The sequence below is a fragment of the Nostoc sp. genome, from assembly GCF_036917135.1.
Taxonomy (GTDB): Bacteria; Cyanobacteriota; Cyanobacteriia; order Cyanobacteriales; family Nostocaceae; genus Nostoc.
The window spans coordinates 152,481-169,112 of record NZ_JBALEA010000069.1 but is presented as its reverse complement, the minus strand read 5'-3'; the positions used below and the strand labels follow the sequence as shown (position 1 = coordinate 169,112).

Below are 16,632 nucleotides of genomic sequence, written 5' to 3'. Positions count from 1 at the left end.
TTAACTAGAATTGAATCAAAATTTCATCTGTTGATCTTGAAATTACTGATTTGGCATGAGGTTTTATGGCAAATGATGTGTTACCCCATCCAAATATACAGTTTTGATGATTCTATCTAAATCTACCGAAAGGTGAATCCCTAATTTTCCATCCAGTTATCATGGACAACGTTTGGTGATGGTGGCATACCCATCCCCACAGCGATCGCTGCAACAGTGGTAGGGCAGTGGCGAGGTCGGTGGCTTTAGCTGAAATGTGCAGATGGTAAGGCTTCTAAAAACTTTTGGTTTACTGAATTTTGCAATAATGTAACTGTAACTTTTTATTTTTCTTTTCCGAACGCATAATAACACATGAAAATATTAAATAGGTTTTTTAATAAGTTGATTTTTTTCAAAGATTAATTTATTATTCACCACTCTCCAAAAGGTTGGTTTTACGATTTTTATAAAAATTGGGAGTTGATCAAATATGCAATTTAAAACTATCGCAACAAATTTAATAAAATTTAATCGGATCGCTACACTGCTAGCAGTTGGAATAGCCGTTTCTATAGGATTACCTGCATTAGCGGGTGTTTTATGGACTCCAGGAAAAAGCGGAACTTTACCTCATAATGCTGTTGTAGGTGGCAGTCAGAATGGAACTAAACTGTATGTTTGTCAAGCTATACATGATGGGGAGTATACACCTGGAAAGATGGCAGCACCAAGTTATAAATATTGCTACATCCCGTGGTGAGGTAAAGAATATCACTACACAAAATATCGTGTACTAACAGGAAATAACTGGAAATGGATAAATTTTTCGGGGAAGTTGCCTAATGATCGAGTTTGGGGGGGCAATGAAGATAATGGGAAAAACACATTATATGTTTGCAGAGCCATCCTTTCTACGGGATATGCACCTGGGAAATACTATCCACCAAACAAAATCTGCTACGTTTCATATGGAGGACTAGAGTACCAATACAAAAGCTATTTCCAAATTCTAACTGCAAAATAAATTGGTACTTGGCAACTTTTGGTGAAGATGGAGAAAAATGGCATGAGCAGATCCTCAAAAGGTCAACTCCAAAGCTCATGCCAGCAAGAATCGTCGGCTCAGTAACGCTATTCCAGTCCCTACCATACATTTAGGGCTTGTAAAATCCGTGAATGCTGTACGCTACAAACTGGCTACGTATTTGTAGGTGAGAAGTCAGTAAATGGGATTTTTTATAGCTTGTAAGAAATCCGGGTTTTATTCAACTCACTGTAATAACTGTTCCCACACTCTCATTCGCCAATCTATCCACCGCACACACGGCATAGCTTCCCCCTTGTTGGACGGTAGCGAAGGTTGTACCAGCAGACAAAATTCGTTGAATTGTCCAAGTATCGCCACTCAGCCGATAAAGTGTCCAAGAGCGAACCGGCTGATTATCTCCAGGCTGCCAACTCAGTTTGCGGTTATTGACTTGTAATCCAATTGGTGCAGGTAGTGGGGTTGTATTCTGCCAAGACAAAGTGGGAGGTAAAGCAGGTTTGTTATAAAGCAGACTTTGGAATTTATCAGCAATACCCTGACTATTTTCTGTCAAAACACTGAGATTAAAGAAGATATTCCCCAGTGACAATTGTCCAGCTTGGCTACGACTAATTTTCACCTGCTTTTCAATCTCATCACTCTCCCGACTCTTGTTGCTTGGTTCTGTCAAATTGTTCCCAGCGTAAACGTGTCTTTGCTTTGTGTTTACCTGTGTCCACCACTTTAGCAACGCCGGATAACTTTGTTGTGGTTGATCTGTGCGCCAGTAAAGTTGAGGCGCGATATAATCAATCCAACCTTCTTCTAACCATTTTTTCGAGTCGGCATACAGCACGTTATAAGCATCTAATCCAGTAATCCCAGTGGGTTGTCCGGGGCGATAAATTCCAAAGGGACTAATACCAAATTTCACGTCTGGTTTGGTGGCTTTAATTCCCTGGTAGAGGCGCTGTACCATTTTGTTAACATTGTCTCGTCGCCAGTCGCCAAGGCTGAGTGTACCACCGATTGCCTTATATGCAGCGTAGGTTTTGTCATCGGGAAAAGACTGTCCCTCAATAGGATATGGATAGAAATAATCATCTAAGTGAATGCCATCAACATCGTAGCGCTTCACTACGTCGAGAATTACGTTATAAGCTCTGTCCTGAACTACTTTCAGTCCTGGGTCCATCCAGCGTTGAGTTTTCCACAAATAAACGCTTTCGGGATTGGTAGCGGCGATGTGGGGACGGACTGTTTTGGCTGGGTCGGTGGATGTGCTGGCGCGGTAGGGGTTAAACCAAGCATGGAGTTCAATATTGCGCTTGTGACATTCTGCGATCGCAAAGGCTAAAGGATCATAAAATGGTTCTGGTGCTTGACCCTGAGTTCCCGTAATCCAAGCACTCCAAGGCTCTAATTTCGATTCATACAAAGCATCTCCCTCTGGTCGCACCTGGAAAATCAGGGCATTGAAGTTTAGCGCTTGTAATTTAGTAATAATCTCGGTGAGTTCAGCTTTTTGTTGGGCAACAGAAAGTCCCGTTTTCGAAGGCCAATCACCATTCCACACAGATACTACCCATGCCCCCCGGAATTCCCGGCTATGATTTACCCTAACACTGCCGATAGGTGTGGGCGTTGGTATTGGTATTGGTGTTGGTATTGGTGTTGGTATTGGTGTCGGTGCGGGGGTTAAGATTGGCGGCTGTATTAGGTAAGTAGAAGCAATTTTTTCTGCCTGACCTAAATACACCAAAGCTTGATAAATAATCACTGCCACATCTGCACGAGTGGCTGCGAGATTGGGATTGAGTAATTTAATATTTGGGAAACTAACCACTAATTCAGCGCTGGTGGCAATAGCTACCTGATTTCTACCATACCCAGGAATCTGAACAGAATCTTGATAAATTTGTGGCAGTTGTAAGAGGAGGTCAGATTTTACCTTGGTGGCAATTTCTAAGCCTCCCACCAAAGAAACTAAGACTTCTATTCTAGTAATTCGGTTAGCCCAACGGAAGGTATTATCAGGAAACCCGCTAATAAATGCTTTTTCGTAAGCTGTTTGAATGGCGGCTGCTGCCCAATAATTAGTGGGCACATCAACAAACGGGACATACTGCCGCTTCTTGGTAACTGTCCTAAATGCGTTGGTGACGATGGTGGCAAATTCAGCGCGGGTGAGTGAGTTATCGGGACGATAAACGCCATTCGGCAACCCACTGACAATACCACGTTGGGCTAAGGCTGTAATAAATAAGCGTGCCCAATGGTTTTGGATATCCGAGAAGGGAGTAGCAGTAGATACCATTGTTGAAAAGCAGCTAGCTGGCCTTGATTTTGATTTCCTTAGTTAATTTAGCAATTCAAAGGCGATCGCTGCTGCAATGTCTTGTAAACTTTGGGAATGGGGCATTGGTTTTTTCTCCCTCATTTCCCTCATCTCCCCACTCCCCACTGCCCACTCCCATCTACTAAGTAGCATTTGTAGCTTGGTCAGAAGGATTCGAGGTAGAACGCGCATTCAATGAGAACATCACGCGTGAAATGCCGGTGAAGAGAATACTTACACCAACCAGTGTCCCAAGAAGCCAGGGCGCATTGAAAGGCCACTGAAACCAAATCATTCCGCCTAAGACTAGGGTAATAATGCTATCAAGTAGTACCCATATCCAGTTATTTTGGGGACGTAATTGGAAGGCTAGAATTAACTCAAATGTACCTTCAGTTAGCAAAAAAGTACCCAGTAACAGAGTCAGTGTCAGAACACCAGTAAAAGGGTAAACAAACAGCATTACGCCCGTTGCAATATAAAGTCCGCTCAATAGAAGTTTCCAAATAAAACCCCCTTGTTCGCGGGTTTGAGTGGCATAAACTAGTTTTGTAAATCCGGCGAAAATCAAAATCACCGCAATCCAGCTTTCGGCAAATAGGGTGGTGAAATTAGGTGCTGCGATCGCAATAACCCCCAAAACACTCAGGATAATACCACTTATCAGCGATCCATTAACATCCTTGTTAGTATCTCTAGAAACATCGGTTGTCATAAAAATCTTTTCCCTGTGGTTAAACTAAACTCTATAATTACGTTAGGGAATTTTTGAGTAACAGGCTACAACCCATAGGTAGAGCCATCGGTATTAACTTACAAAAGTGCTGCCAGATTGCTTAGGCGCTCATAAACAGAGATGAGGCGATCGCCTTCAAGTTCAACAGAAGTATTAGGATAATTCTGAATAGCTCCAAGCAGTGTAACTTCACCCTTTTGTTTAATAGATGCGCTTAAAGCGCTTCGCAGGGCTTGCTGATCGAGTTGTCCTGCGGGAGGGTGAACTACCTCACCAATTTGGTTAACTAAAATTGGCCCAGCCCAGCTTGACAGTAAGTTATTTAAAAAGGCAGGATCAGCTTTTATTGGGGCTTTTAGTGCCTTACGAGCTATTGCGGGGTCTTGTTTAGCCGCTTGCAAATAAGCTGTTAATGTCGGGGTAGTCTTGCCTGTTTCTGTAAACTGACTTAATTCTTCAACAGATATTTGCCCCTGAAAATTACCATACTTTAAAATAACTTGCTCGGCAGCATAAGCATTAGTCGTTGAGAGTAGAACAAAAGCGCCTACGCCTAAAGCTACTGTCTGAGTGAGTAACTTCGTGAATTTCCTACTGTTTAATCCATTGAAAAGTTGATAAATCTGCATTTTGTCTAACTTGATGATGGTGTAGAGTATAGGCAATTTTCGCCTATGTCTTAAGTATCAAACATTTTCATTAGGCGAAGCTGCATGAGGTAGTATTGACTGATCTTCATCTAAAGTTGGTGCAGGTATGCCTAAATGCTTCCTTGCAGATTCTTCAGCCAGCTTTCGGTCTTGCTCATTAGTGAACTGACTTTCATCTAATAAATGAGGGTTTTTTGCCGCTTCATCTCGGCTTGGTTTATAGCCATTTTTCCACCTGTACTTCCAGTCCATAAGTTGAAAGGCACATATACTGCAATTTGATTATCTAGTTATTTATGGTAGGTGTTTAATGGAAAATGATACTCCTGCTATGGGTTGAAGAAGCTCATTCAGAAGGTACATAACGAGTTATGAATGAAACATTGCAAATATAATCACTATGGTTATAGTCTTTACTTGAGGACACTAGATGGTCTTATATTTTCATTGAAAAAACCATCGGCGATCGCATCACTGAATCTGGTCGCAAATGTCATACCTACAATTCATGCAGACATCCAGCAGTGGCTCTCAAGTAATATTTCTATAGATATAATTAAAGGAAGTAATTCTATGAAATTTACACCTCTAGGCTCACGCAATTGCAACTCAAAAGGTGAATACTGAGAAATAAGTTTACCAACCTTTAATCTGGTTGTAATTAAAAATTTACAGCCCAGAAAAAGGAAATAGATAAAAAATACAAACAATGGCAACTTCTACAGACAACGATCAGCAGATTACCAAGCTGCGTGAACTAATCAAAAATATTGATTATGGTATGTTTACCACAGTCGATGATGACGGCAGCTTGCATAGTTACCCGATGTCCAAGAGTGGCGAGATTAGCTCTGATGCCACACTCTGGTTTTTTACTTATGCGGCCTCCCATAAGGTGACTGAGATTGAACATCATGAGCAGGTCAATGTTAGTTTCTCGTCATCCCAACAGCAGCGATACGTTTCTATCTCAGGTACAGCGCAACTAGTGGAAGACCGCAACAAGTTACGAGAGCTATGGAAGCCAGAACTTCAAACCTGGTTTCCTAAAGGACTGGACGAACCCGATATTGCTTTGCTGAAGGTGAATATTAACCAGGTAAATTATTGGGATAGTGCATCGAGTTTTAAGCCACAAACAATTAGTCTGTTGACACCATCACACATTTAACTAATTCGTAACTTTTAATTCGTAATTCGTAGTTAAGAATTTAATTATGAATTACGAATTATTGTCAAGCGTGTAAATTTTGGATGGACGAAATTGGCACATATTAAGTATTTTTAATCACACAAAAGCAATGGCAGATCAAAAGCATCTGCCTTTAGAGGTAAAGCGCGATTACGAAAAAGGCGATAATGGCTATTGGCACAAAAAGCCAGAATAGAACTAAAGGACAAGCATTGCTAAATCAAAGTATTAATCATCCAGCGATCGCTTCCTCTATTTTTACTAAAAAAGGCTACAGTATCTATATTGTAGCCTTTTTTAGCGCAAAGGTACGCAGAGTATTTTTGAAGAGAATTAGTTACAAATTCCTACAATTTTGTACTTAGGAAGTCTCAGATGTCGCACAAACAATTTATTTATTGCTGGCAAAAATGCTTACTTCCCATCTTGATACCTACTGCTGTGCGAGTAATGGTAATAATTTCTCTAACAGCAGGGGTTTTGGGCATCTGGGGAAGTACTGCTTCTATGAGTTATGCTCATGCTCAACCAGTAAGTTCCAATCGAGGCATCCAGGATCAACAGATACGATTAAAATCAACAACGCTAAATGCCACTGTATATCACAGTCCCGATTGTAACTGTTGTGGTGGGTGGATTGATCACTTAAAGGCACAGGGTTTTAAAATTACAGATTTCTCTACACCTGACATCGAAACAGTTAAACAAAAGTACAAAGTACCAGATAACTTGTCATCTTGCCACACAGCAATTGTGAATGGATATGTTATTGAAGGACACGTCCCAGCAGATGACATCAAACGTCTGCTTCAAGAAAAGCCAAATGTTGTTGGTTTATCTGTTCCCCAAATGCCTGTAGGTACTCCTGGGATGGAGATGGGGAATCGAAAAGACCCGTTTTCTGTATTTTCCTTTGATCGCAATGACTCAGTTGCAGTATTTAATAAGTATCGTGATGAGTCCTGAGTGAATTAATTAGGGACTTCCAAATAAAAAATACTTAACTACTACTTGTGGGGTGGGACGAAAAGCCGATTCTACAAGTAGTAGTAATTTATTTGTTGAAAATCCCTAAATGACTTAACCATCTCCCAAACCAGAAGCCAGATGTTACTTTTGCAACATTTTGAGAAAGAACCTCAATGGCATGGTTACAATCTTGCAGACTTGCATCAAGTCCCATTGCGTGATAAATTTTGCGGGCATTGCAAAAGGCATCCATCGCTTCTGATTCTCGATTGATTTTTTCTAAGACTAAACCTAAATTAAACCAGGCGTTTGCTTCGCCATTTCGGTCATCGAGAGCCTTTCTAATCTCTAATGAATGGTGATGAAACTCAAACGCCTTTTGGTACTGTCCCAAAGCCTTATAAGCACTGCCCAAGGCACTCAAGGCCATAGCTTCCCCATTGCGTTGGCTTTGCCCACCGTAGGTATCGCTGATGAATCTTGCTAAATCTAACCATTGTTGGTAAAACTCAATTGCCAGTTGGTAGTCCCCCAATGATTCATAAGTATTGCCCAAACTTCCCAAGCAAATACATTCCCCAGTCCGATCGCCGATTTTTTTGGTTATACTCAACCACTGCTGATAAAATTCAATCGCTTGCTCATACTTACCCAGGTATTCATAAGTATTGCCCAAACTTGCCAAGCTGATGCCTTCTCCAGTGCGATCGCCTATTTTTCTGGTGATACTCAACCATTGGTGATAAAATTCAATCGCTCGCTGGTATTTACCTAGTGATTGGTAAGCGTTACCCAACCCCGACAAAGATTTGGCTTCCCCGTTGCGATCGCCTATTTCTCTAGCTATATCCAACCACTGCTGATAAAATTCAATTGCCAGGTCGTACTCGCCTAGTGACTCGTAAGTATTGCCCAAATTTCCTAAAGAAATGACTTCCTCGTTAAATTGGCAAAGGCTCTCCTCTGGAGAATCGCCTATTTCTCTAGCTTCTTCTAAGGACTGCTCTTCAAACTCAATGGACTCAATGTTATTTCGGCTCCCCGATCTAATTACTTCTGTCATTCTCTATAGAAAACGAAATTTTTGCTCAATAAGCTGTCGATTATACAATTTTCTGAGCTTTTAGCACACCAGAAGTGCAACTTATCTCAAAATCTATAAATTGTTCTTGAATATCAAACTTTATTTTATACACAGCGATCGCTGTGTATAAAAGGCTTTTATTTATATTGGTAACAAGGGTAGCAATATAGGTATGTTGAAAAATTTAGATTTCTAAAAATATATAATAAAACCAAATCAATCAGCAGCAGCATAATCGGGCAATGCATTAAGTTGTAAATTAACAGCACTTAGATAATTTTGGTCGTTTAAAAGTTGTGATGGTAATTGATCTGCATTCACAGCAGCCTTAACCAAATCTTTCGCAATAATATTTTTTTTCTGAGTCTCTAATACTAGCGTGTCTCCGCTAGGAATACCGTGTTTTTTCAGACCTCCCTGATAAGCAAAAGTAACTAGATTGAATGGTTGTAAGTAACTTGCAGAAGTCGAGTTACTGGGCAAATTGTTAGAGTTAATAGCGATTGTTTCCCTGCTGTTGGTAGTAGCTATTTGAGCGCCAGCAATTCCAGGTATAAGGGTAATAGAAGCAAAAATGAGTGCAGAATTTATTAAGGTGACAAACTTCATAGGTTTTTCTTAGGTAAAATGCAATCCGTGTCCTTTATTAATAGAGTCCCCTTTATTATTAATCTCAGCTTCCTTCAGTCAGGTCACCTGATCGGTTGATCTATGACTCATCCAAAAGGGTGGGCTAAATGCAAAACGATTTTACGTAAGAGGATGTTTGAAAAGTCCTCTTGTCGGTATCAAAAGTTTTAGATCCCCCGAAATCCATGCCACTTGATGCCAGTCCGCTCAAGTCGGGAAACCCGCCCACGCGGCTGGCTCCTCTACTTGGGGAGACCCCATCGCTTTTAGCGTCTCCCCTTGGGAGAAGACCGCAGTGGCTCCCCTTAAAAAAGGGGGACTTTGATTCTTCCCCCTTTTTAAGGGGGGTTAGGGGGGATCTCAAGGTGCGTAAAGCCACAGGGAAACACTTTTCAAACAACCTCTAATACCAAAATCTTTGTAGAGACGTAGCACTGCTACGTCTCTACAAGGGTTGTGGATAACGCATATTTAAATTTGGTCGAGTTTGGAAAACTTGCTGGAGCTAGATAGAGACATAAAGCAATCTGGGATAGCAGAATAATAACTATTGACTCTTGACTGATGACTATTAATTTATGAATCAAGATTTAACCCAGCAGTGGTTGACAGAAATTCAGACAATCAAAGAGCAGATGGCAGAACTTCAACGCGATCGCGATGCGGCTTGGGAAAGTGCCCAAAAATGGCGTAAGCTTTATAACACAGAGGCAGAACAACGGCGCACAGATGCCCAACTGTCCCAACTGGCGATCGCATCCCTGAAGGCAGATTTGCACAAACTCCAAGGTATTGAGACAGGGACACTGGCTGCTACACCAGTTACAGCGATCCAACAAGAAATAGAACAATTAAAATCTATGGAGGACTTGCAAGCTAAACTCATCGCCATGATCAAAGAACGCGATCGCCTTTTGCAAGCTTTGAAAACTGAGCAAGACAGTCACGCCCAAACCCGCAATAATCTTACTACCGCCTTGGGTGATGCTATTGATAGCTTGACACGCGAACGAGCAGGGGCAAAGGAGAAGGGGGAGCAGGGAGTGGGGAGATGAGGAAGATGAGGAAGATGAGGGAGCAGGGAGAAGAGTTTTCCCCTCTGCCCCCTGCACCCCGCCCCAATGCCCAATCCCCAATGCCCTAAAATCCCATTGCCTTGGCGACTGCGCCCAATTCTGCTGCAATACCCTGTTGAAATTGACTGTGATTGTGTTTAATGGCTGTATCTGGGTCTTTGAGACCATTGCCTGTGAGGACGCAAACCACGGTCGCTCCTGTGGGAATTTGGTCTTTCACCTGCAACAAACCAGCTACAGAAGCGGCGCTAGCAGGTTCGCAGAAGATGCCTTCTGATGCTGCCAAAAGTCGATAAGCATCGAGAATTTCGGCATCGGTAACGGCGTGGAAATTTCCCTGACTGGCGGTTTGGGCTGCGATCGCTAATTCCCAACTAGCAGGGTTGCCAATGCGAATTGCTGTGGCGAGGGTTTCGGGATGCGGTACTGGCTGACCATGTACTAAGGGGGCTGCACCTGCGGCTTGGAATCCCATCATTCGGGGTAAGCGATCGCACTTTCCGGCTTGATGATATTGACAAAATCCCATCCAATATGCTGTGATATTCCCTGCATTGCCTACGGGGATACACACCCAGTCTGGCGCATCACCCAGCACATCGACAATTTCAAAGGCTGCTGTTTTCTGCCCTTCTAAGCGGTAGGGATTGACTGAATTCACCAAAGTAATCGGATAGCTTTTGGCCATCTCGCGGACAATTTCTAGGGCTTGGTCAAAATTACCTTTAATTGCCAATACTTCTGCCCCATATAGCAACGCTTGAGCTAACTTGCCCAGCGCCACATAGCCGTCGGGAATCAGTACGAAGGCATCCATACCGCCACGTCTGGCATAAGCGGCGGCGGCGGCGGAAGTATTGCCCGTGCTGGCACAAATTACTGCTTTTGCCCCTGCTTCCTTGGCCTTGGAAATTGCCATAGTCATCCCCCGGTCTTTGAAGCTGCCGGTGGGATTCAGACCGTCATATTTTACAAAAACACGTACTTGTCTGCCAATGCGTTCTGCGATCGCTGGCACTGGTATTAGAGGTGTGTTACCCTCCAACAGAGTGACAATCGGCGTTGTTTCGCTGACAGGCAAGTATTGGCGATAGGCTTCTATCAGTCCAGGCCAGGGTTGGCGATGAGATGTAGCAACAGACAGGCTCAAAGTCACGGGATTTAAAATTTTTGAATGTAAGGATTGGATATTTAGAGAGGGTGGGATCAGGAAACGCAAAATGGGGAAGAGGAAGAAAGTGAATTTTTCGTTGCCAGTTCCCAGTTAAGAGTCCCTTAATTCCATTAAGAATATTATTTTTTGTGGTGCAGGCGTTTAACTTGCGATTTTTTATTTTATTTAACGCGATGTCCAACTTATCTTTAGAACCCCTCTCAAAACCTCTCCTCCACAGGGAGAGAAGCTTTGATTCTTGCCCCCCTTCCCTACAAGGGAAGGGGTTGGGGGTTAGGTCTGAGAGAAAGTTGCCCACGGCGTTTATTTAGAACGTCAGTTTATCATAACCGCCACGGTGCCCTTCGGTTCAACAAATTAGCTTGGAGATGCTGCGTGTAGCTTTCTGATAGTGAAGGTGTACGGCAGAACAGAAGATTTGCACACCTGGAGCGCTGGAGCGATGTTTTCTTTGGAACACAGCCATTACGATCACCGTCTCTTATGATTGAACCTGAAATCCATTAGAGTAATTGATTGAAAATACACAATAATTTAATAAAGCTTAAAAAAGCATTATTATAATATTTCTAATGGTGTGAGTTAAATTATGGATTTAATTAGCGATGCCTACTTGTTTATCTAGTGTTTCCGATCGCGAGTCCCAGACTAACTGGGTCAGTAAGTTAACCAAGTCTTATTATCAAGACGATCAGCAAGCTAAATTGATGCACTTGCAAGCAGAAGTAGACTCTCTGTTGCAGCAGTTGGAAAACCTGAAGCACCAACGTTTAGCCGAAACCAGCCAAAAAGAATAAGTCAGTTTTGTAGATAGCGATGTCTACGACGGTCACTGAGCGACTTGCCTTGACTTGTGCCGAGCGAAGCCGAGGTAGCGAAGTCGAAAGGAGCCGAAGTGCGGGCTACGCCTACGCTTTCACCCTCTCTAAATCTAAATTGGAGTAAAGGGCGTGCTACTCAAAGCGCTGATTTTTCTCTGACCAGCGCCTCAAACTGTAGTTATGAGCATTTTCGACTAATAAAGCTAAGGATTGCACGCCAGAAAGCTTGGCGATCGCAGACAATCTTTGTCGGTCATTTCCTGTAAAATCACTGTAAATGACTTGATTTCTATCGGACAAAATTATAGTGCGGTCACGGTGTTGCTCTGTGTTTTCGCCCTGAATTCCAGGTTTAGACTGATTCAAGGATGCTATTGCTTCTGCTGAGATAGTCAGTATTATTTCCGGTTGACCGTTATTTGTTAAATCAATCACTTGAACAGGCCAATCACCCAATTTTTCCTGCATCTGCTCAAAACTAGGAATACTACCAGCCGCAAGTTCACCAGATTGCTGTAAAGATTGCCACACGCTCGATAGTATTACCTTCACCCTTTGAGGATTTTGTTGATACAGTTCTCGTAGAGTAATAGGATATGGTTGCACCCATTCCAGTGCTGCATTTGTCAAGGCTAAAGGTTTGGGTTGGAGAACATCGTTTTGATTCTCTGGAATTTTTGGCCCAGCAACTAATAGGCGCAAAACTTTACCCCGAACTTGCACTGCTTTGATAGCGGCTATAGTAATTTGTTGTTCTCCATTTGGCAACCAGACCACAATCTGAATTTCCGGGTCAGAAGTGATTCCCAAAGTTTTCCAGAAAAATTTGGCCGCGTCAGTTTCGGGTGGGTTGAAATTCTCAAAGGGGGAATTTAACCAACGTTTCCCGTCATTAAATGCACTCACCTCCACCTGATACCAAACTTGGTTATCTGTGAGTTTCAAATCTGCGGTAGAATTTGGTTGGAGCCACTCGGTTTTAGTAACTTGAGTGATTGGTTGCACTGTACCAACAATTTGACTAGATATTTGCGACTTTGTATTCTCACCATTGAGTCTTGCTAACAAATCTTGAATATAGGCAAGATTCTCTTTTGTGATTTTTGGTTGCGCCTTTAACCAGGAAGTAGCGTGTCCTTCTCCCCTTTGAACTGCTAAAATCAAAGCGAACCAAGCTTGCACATCTAGTCTATTTGGGTTCACCCGCAAAGCCGCCGCACTGCGATTCCATAAACGGTTTTTATCAGCTTTGAGTAGGGTAGCAATTTCTTGGGCATTACGTGGCGACGCTTCAAATACCTGTAAAGCCTTACTCCAGCGGCCATCAATTAAATTTGCCAGCGCTTCTTGACTAGGACTTGCCCAAGTTTTATCGGCTTGGGTTTTAGTGAATTGGGAATGCAAGCGAATCAAATCCATTTGCCCTTGCGCCGCCTCTGGTAAAACTCCTTTGCGCTGTTTCTTGATGAATTTCAGCCATTCAAAGGCTGGTGTCCATAGTCCGCTACGGGCAATTGATAGGGCATTTTGGTATGCAGAATCCTTGAGGGTTGGTGGTTTGAGGGTAATCGCCTCCAATTGAATTGGTTTGAGGAATAACTTCAAAGGCTTGACTTGATAAACCTGTAAGTGCGGTTCTAAACCAACTGTTTGATCAATAACTAACTCTTTGGTACTATCACCAGTTACCTGCTGCCATTTGGGTAATTGTCCATTAGGACTAGCCCAAGACAACATTTGTAGTAAATTTGTGCGTTCTGGATTGTAGTATATGATGTCACCGTAAGCGATCGCACCAGTTCCTTCTTGACGTTGACCCCGTAAATTAAACCAAACTCCTGGTGATGGTGTCCCACCTTCAAAGCGTTGCACTTCAGTTAAAGGTAGGGAAATACTGTTTTCCTGGAGTTCTGATAGTTCTAATGTGCCATCAAGAATGAGAGAAATCACAGAGGATTCATCTGTCCCAGTTACAGATAATTGAGTCGTTAAATAGTAGTAATTTTCTGACTGAGATTTAAACTCTAACTCTTCTGAGCGCTGATAAACCCTGAGTTCCACAAGTTCTTGACAATCAGATTGACAATTAGGACGCTGTTGAAAAACTGGCAGTAAAAATGAGTTTTTCGCATCCTGATACAAAGGCAGAGTTTCTCCGACAATTTGGTTTTTTTTAGTCAAATCAAGTTGAATTTGTTTGAGAGTTTGGGGGCGTTCATGCTTACCAAGGGGGATTTGTGCCCATGCAGGTAAAATTTTATTTAGCCAGCTTACCCGATCTGGATTGAAGATGAAGAGAACGCTAATCCAGGCAAAACCAATAATTATACTAGCACTACTTAAGAGAATTGCGTAGGCGTAGCCCGTCGTAGACATCGCTAGCATTGACGACAACCAACTTCCCCGTTTTAGCCTTTTTTGGGGTTTTTTAACAACGCGTTTCATCATACCTGCATGAGGTTTATTTAATTTCGAGGCTTTTGGCATCAGCTTGCGTGAGCGATTTGCCATAGATTAGGGATTAGGGACTGGGGATTAGAGATTGGGGATTAGGGATTAGGGATTAGGGATTGAAAAAACCCTTTCTTAGTCTCCAGTACCCAGTCTCCAGTACCCAGTACCCAGCCCCTAATACACCGTTATACTCGCCCTTTCAGAAGTTGCCCAGAAGCATTAAGTCTAATTTTTGCCAAAATCCGTAAATGTCCCCATGTAAATGCTAGATGATCGCGAATACACTCTTCACTTAAGTATGTGAGCCGAGTGTAAAAAGTTGAAAGGTAGACTTATTAGCCGCAGCGATCGCCAAACCTGGATGCTTGCATGGTTACTCATTGCGGGAGTAAACGGAGTTGTACAAAAAGCAATAGCACAAGAGTACACAAACACCATAACTACTCAGGAGTCAGGAGTTAAGAGCGATAATATTATTTCCTCATTCCCCTCATCTTCATCTCCCCCCCTCTCCCCAGAAGATCCGATGGCGCAAGTTACATCGGTATCTCAACTAAAAGACGTACAACCCAACGATTGGGCATTTCAAGCATTACAGTCTTTGGTAGAACGCTATGGTTGTATAGCAGGTTATCCAGATAGCAACTATCGCGGTAATCGCGCCTTAACTCGATATGAATTTGCCGCCGGTGTGAATGCTTGTTTAGATAGAGTCAACGAATTAATCACTACAGCCACAAGTGATTTAGTCACCCGCGAAGATTTAGCAATATTACAAAAATTACAGTCAGAATTTGCCCCTGAATTAGCGACTTTACGGGGTCGTGTCGATAATTTAGAAGCTAGAACTGCCGAAATCGAAGCCAAGCAATTTTCAGCAACAACCAAACTCAGTGGACTATTGATAGTTGGCATTCAAGGACGGACTAGCAATCGTGGTGATGTTAATCCTAGAGATGGGCAAAAAGATACAAATGATGCAGGGACAAACATTAATGTTATCTCCCTAGCACAACTATATTTAACTAGTCAAATCACTCCCCGTAGTTACTTGTTTACAGGTCTTGTAGACGGTAGAGGCAAAACTTCGCCTAGATTTACCAATAGTGTTTCTCGGAATGATGTTTTACTTGGCTACGAATTTCCTACAGATAGCTTAAGTGTAAGTGACCTGAATTTTCATTGGCTAGTAACAGATAAATTAGCAGTAATGGTGGGAACAGAAAATGTGAATATGACAACTGCTTTCCGAGGGCCAAATCGGGTAGAAAGTGCTGCAACAGGGCCGTTGTCTTATTTTGCCCAAAGAAACCCAATTTTAAATATGGGATATGGTCACGGCGGTATAGCTATTGATTGGCAATTTGCTAAACGTGCTAGTTTGCAGGCAATTTATACTAGTTATAAACCAGGAAATCCCGGTAAAGGTAGCGGTTTATTTGATGGAACCACCACTACAGGTGTGCAATTGCTGCTGACACCAACCGATACTCTAGATTTAAGTTTATATTACGTTAACAATTACTCTTCAGATGGTTGTTTACTAACCTTTGTTGGCGATGAATGCTTAACTACAGTTAATACCACTACGGGAAAATCAGCACCACTACAAACCAACGCCGTAGGTGCTACTGTAACTTGGCAAATTTCTCCTCGCATTAGCGCAGGTGTATGGGGTGGTTATACTAAATCTTATATTCCTGGGCAACCGGGAAATGTAGAGACAACGAATTATATGCTGTTTATGAATTTCCCTGATTTATTTGCTAAAGGAAATTTAGGGGGAATTTATGTCGGTCAACCTCCTAAAATCACCAGTAGCGACCTACCTGTAGGGAATAATGTCCCTGATTTTGTCAATACAGGTTTAGGACGTGCAGGTGGACAACCAGCTAGTACTACTCAAATTGAGGCATTTTATCGTTTTCGGCTAACAGATAACATCAGCATCACACCAGGAATAATTCATATCTTGCAGCCGGGACAGACACCAGATAGTGACTCAGTTACCATCGGCATTCTGCGGAGTACTTTTACTTTTTAATTCTGCTTCCACGTAAATATTTAAGACTTAGGCACTTTACACATTAATCATGATATGCCAAGTCAGCTTTTTAAACTAGAAGTCTTGTCCCTGCCTCGTTCCCAGGCTCTGCCTGGGAATGCGATCAAGGTGGGCTGCTGCCTGCTTGTTTGACGGGAGGCAGAGCCTCCTACAAGAGCATTACAAGGCTCTGCCTTGTAACGAGAAGTCATTCACAGTTGGCTGTCTCTGTCAATGGGCTAGCCCTATATATTATAGAATCACAAGAACTTATACTAATTCTCTGTGAGCTTGCACTCAATAATTATTCCTCCTGTGTTCGCGTATTTAGCGTACTTGGTGGTTTAGCTATCTCTGAATGCAAGTTGGTATAATTGTGCAGAACCACCCTAATGTGGTAGCGATCGAGTTACGATCTTGTCACACCCCTTTTTTGATTTAAGAAGTCCTATTCC

At 42.4% G+C, this 16,632-nt stretch carries 16 protein-coding genes and 1 pseudogene; 9 read left to right on the top strand and 8 right to left on the bottom strand.

Going from position 1 to position 16,632, the window contains the following annotated elements; genetic code table 11:
* Positions 1-472 precede the first annotated feature (472 nt).
* Together V7K50_RS21130 and V7K50_RS30785 are read left to right on the top strand one after the other, a co-directional pair.
* On the top strand, positions 473-742 hold the full coding sequence (locus tag V7K50_RS21130; protein ID WP_334963379.1) for a DM9 repeat-containing protein: 270 nt from the start codon (positions 473-475) through the stop codon (positions 740-742).
* A gap of 12 nt (positions 743-754) precedes the next feature.
* Positions 755-1,006 (top strand): annotated as a pseudogene (locus V7K50_RS30785) (DM9 repeat-containing protein); the annotation flags it as partial.
* Between the two features lie 241 nt (positions 1,007-1,247).
* Here the strand turns inward: V7K50_RS30785 and V7K50_RS21125 are convergent.
* The 4 genes from V7K50_RS21125 to V7K50_RS21110 form a co-directional block, all read right to left on the bottom strand.
* Positions 1,248-3,326 carry a glycoside hydrolase family 10 protein gene (locus V7K50_RS21125; protein ID WP_334963378.1) on the bottom strand — a complete coding sequence of 693 codons (2,079 nt, stop codon included), beginning with the start codon at positions 3,324-3,326 and terminating at the stop codon, positions 1,248-1,250.
* Positions 3,327-3,489: 163 nt separating this feature from the next.
* Entirely contained in the window at positions 3,490-4,062 is a 573-nt protein-coding gene (locus V7K50_RS21120; protein ID WP_334963376.1) for an HdeD family acid-resistance protein, read from the bottom strand.
* A 98-nt stretch (positions 4,063-4,160) separates the two neighbouring features.
* Positions 4,161-4,712 (bottom strand): alpha/beta hydrolase, encoded by a 552-nt coding sequence (locus tag V7K50_RS21115; protein ID WP_334963511.1) that lies wholly within the window; start codon positions 4,710-4,712, stop codon positions 4,161-4,163.
* A 57-nt stretch (positions 4,713-4,769) separates the two neighbouring features.
* Complete coding sequence (locus V7K50_RS21110) at positions 4,770-4,985, bottom strand: bromodomain-containing protein (protein WP_334963374.1); 216 nt, start codon at positions 4,983-4,985, stop codon at positions 4,770-4,772.
* Positions 4,986-5,442: 457 nt separating this feature from the next.
* Here V7K50_RS21110 and V7K50_RS21105 point away from each other — a divergent pair, with 457 nt between their 5' ends.
* The 3 genes from V7K50_RS21105 (at position 5,443) to V7K50_RS21095 (ending at position 6,891) form a co-directional block, all read left to right on the top strand.
* The gene (locus tag V7K50_RS21105) at positions 5,443-5,904 is read left to right on the top strand and encodes a pyridoxamine 5'-phosphate oxidase family protein (protein ID WP_334963372.1); all 462 of its coding nucleotides are present in this window, start codon (positions 5,443-5,445) and stop codon (positions 5,902-5,904) included.
* A 79-nt stretch (positions 5,905-5,983) separates the two neighbouring features.
* Entirely contained in the window at positions 5,984-6,121 is a 138-nt protein-coding gene (locus V7K50_RS21100) for a hypothetical protein (protein WP_334963371.1), read from the top strand.
* 179 nt (positions 6,122-6,300) lie between these two features.
* Positions 6,301-6,891 carry a DUF411 domain-containing protein gene (locus V7K50_RS21095; RefSeq protein WP_334963369.1) on the top strand — a complete coding sequence of 197 codons (591 nt, stop codon included), beginning with the start codon at positions 6,301-6,303 and terminating at the stop codon, positions 6,889-6,891.
* Positions 6,892-6,979: 88 nt separating this feature from the next.
* Here the strand turns inward: V7K50_RS21095 and V7K50_RS21090 are convergent, their stop codons facing one another.
* Positions 6,980-7,957, bottom strand: coding sequence for a tetratricopeptide repeat protein (locus V7K50_RS21090; RefSeq protein WP_334963367.1), 978 nt, complete (start codon positions 7,955-7,957; stop codon positions 6,980-6,982).
* Between the two features lie 237 nt (positions 7,958-8,194).
* Positions 8,195-8,587: a hypothetical protein gene (locus tag V7K50_RS21085; protein ID WP_334963365.1), complete on the bottom strand. Its 393-nt coding sequence runs from the start codon at positions 8,585-8,587 to the stop codon at positions 8,195-8,197.
* 599 nt (positions 8,588-9,186) lie between these two features.
* Between V7K50_RS21085 and V7K50_RS21080 the strand changes: the two genes are divergently transcribed.
* Complete coding sequence (locus V7K50_RS21080; protein WP_334963363.1) at positions 9,187-9,663, top strand: hypothetical protein; 477 nt, start codon at positions 9,187-9,189, stop codon at positions 9,661-9,663.
* Positions 9,664-9,748: 85 nt separating this feature from the next.
* On the opposite strand, the gene thrC is transcribed toward V7K50_RS21080, so the two are convergent.
* The gene (gene thrC, locus V7K50_RS21075) at positions 9,749-10,840 is read right to left on the bottom strand and encodes a threonine synthase (RefSeq protein ID WP_334963361.1); all 1,092 of its coding nucleotides are present in this window, start codon (positions 10,838-10,840) and stop codon (positions 9,749-9,751) included.
* A gap of 623 nt (positions 10,841-11,463) precedes the next feature.
* Here thrC and V7K50_RS21070 point away from each other — a divergent pair.
* Complete coding sequence (locus tag V7K50_RS21070) at positions 11,464-11,655, top strand: hypothetical protein (RefSeq protein ID WP_334799571.1); 192 nt, start codon at positions 11,464-11,466, stop codon at positions 11,653-11,655.
* Positions 11,656-11,674: 19 nt separating this feature from the next.
* Positions 11,675-11,803 carry a hypothetical protein gene (locus tag V7K50_RS21065; RefSeq protein WP_334963359.1) on the top strand — a complete coding sequence of 43 codons (129 nt, stop codon included), beginning with the start codon at positions 11,675-11,677 and terminating at the stop codon, positions 11,801-11,803.
* A gap of 8 nt (positions 11,804-11,811) precedes the next feature.
* Here the strand turns inward: V7K50_RS21065 and V7K50_RS21060 are convergent, their stop codons facing one another.
* The gene (locus tag V7K50_RS21060; protein WP_334963357.1) at positions 11,812-14,190 is read right to left on the bottom strand and encodes a hypothetical protein; all 2,379 of its coding nucleotides are present in this window, start codon (positions 14,188-14,190) and stop codon (positions 11,812-11,814) included.
* 304 nt (positions 14,191-14,494) lie between these two features.
* Between V7K50_RS21060 and V7K50_RS21055 the strand changes: the two genes are divergently transcribed.
* On the top strand, positions 14,495-16,177 hold the full coding sequence (locus tag V7K50_RS21055) for an iron uptake porin (RefSeq protein ID WP_334963509.1): 1,683 nt from the start codon (positions 14,495-14,497) through the stop codon (positions 16,175-16,177).
* Positions 16,178-16,632: the final 455 nt, after the last annotated feature.

Coding starts and splice junctions, on each gene's coding strand:
- V7K50_RS21130 (WP_334963379.1), top strand. CDS start 473: ATGCAATTTAAAACTATCGCAACAAATTTAATAAAATTTAATCGGATC.
- V7K50_RS21125 (WP_334963378.1), bottom strand. CDS start 3,326: ATGGTATCTACTGCTACTCCCTTCTCGGATATCCAAAACCATTGGGCA.
- V7K50_RS21120 (WP_334963376.1), bottom strand. CDS start 4,062: ATGACAACCGATGTTTCTAGAGATACTAACAAGGATGTTAATGGATCG.
- V7K50_RS21115 (WP_334963511.1), bottom strand. CDS start 4,712: ATGCAGATTTATCAACTTTTCAATGGATTAAACAGTAGGAAATTCACG.
- V7K50_RS21110 (WP_334963374.1), bottom strand. CDS start 4,985: ATGGACTGGAAGTACAGGTGGAAAAATGGCTATAAACCAAGCCGAGAT.
- V7K50_RS21105 (WP_334963372.1), top strand. CDS start 5,443: ATGGCAACTTCTACAGACAACGATCAGCAGATTACCAAGCTGCGTGAA.
- V7K50_RS21095 (WP_334963369.1), top strand. CDS start 6,301: ATGTCGCACAAACAATTTATTTATTGCTGGCAAAAATGCTTACTTCCC.
- V7K50_RS21090 (WP_334963367.1), bottom strand. CDS start 7,957: ATGACAGAAGTAATTAGATCGGGGAGCCGAAATAACATTGAGTCCATT.
- V7K50_RS21085 (WP_334963365.1), bottom strand. CDS start 8,587: ATGAAGTTTGTCACCTTAATAAATTCTGCACTCATTTTTGCTTCTATT.
- V7K50_RS21080 (WP_334963363.1), top strand. CDS start 9,187: ATGAATCAAGATTTAACCCAGCAGTGGTTGACAGAAATTCAGACAATC.
- V7K50_RS21070 (WP_334799571.1), top strand. CDS start 11,464: ATGCCTACTTGTTTATCTAGTGTTTCCGATCGCGAGTCCCAGACTAAC.
- V7K50_RS21065 (WP_334963359.1), top strand. CDS start 11,675: ATGTCTACGACGGTCACTGAGCGACTTGCCTTGACTTGTGCCGAGCGA.
- V7K50_RS21060 (WP_334963357.1), bottom strand. CDS start 14,190: ATGGCAAATCGCTCACGCAAGCTGATGCCAAAAGCCTCGAAATTAAAT.
- V7K50_RS21055 (WP_334963509.1), top strand. CDS start 14,495: ATGCTTGCATGGTTACTCATTGCGGGAGTAAACGGAGTTGTACAAAAA.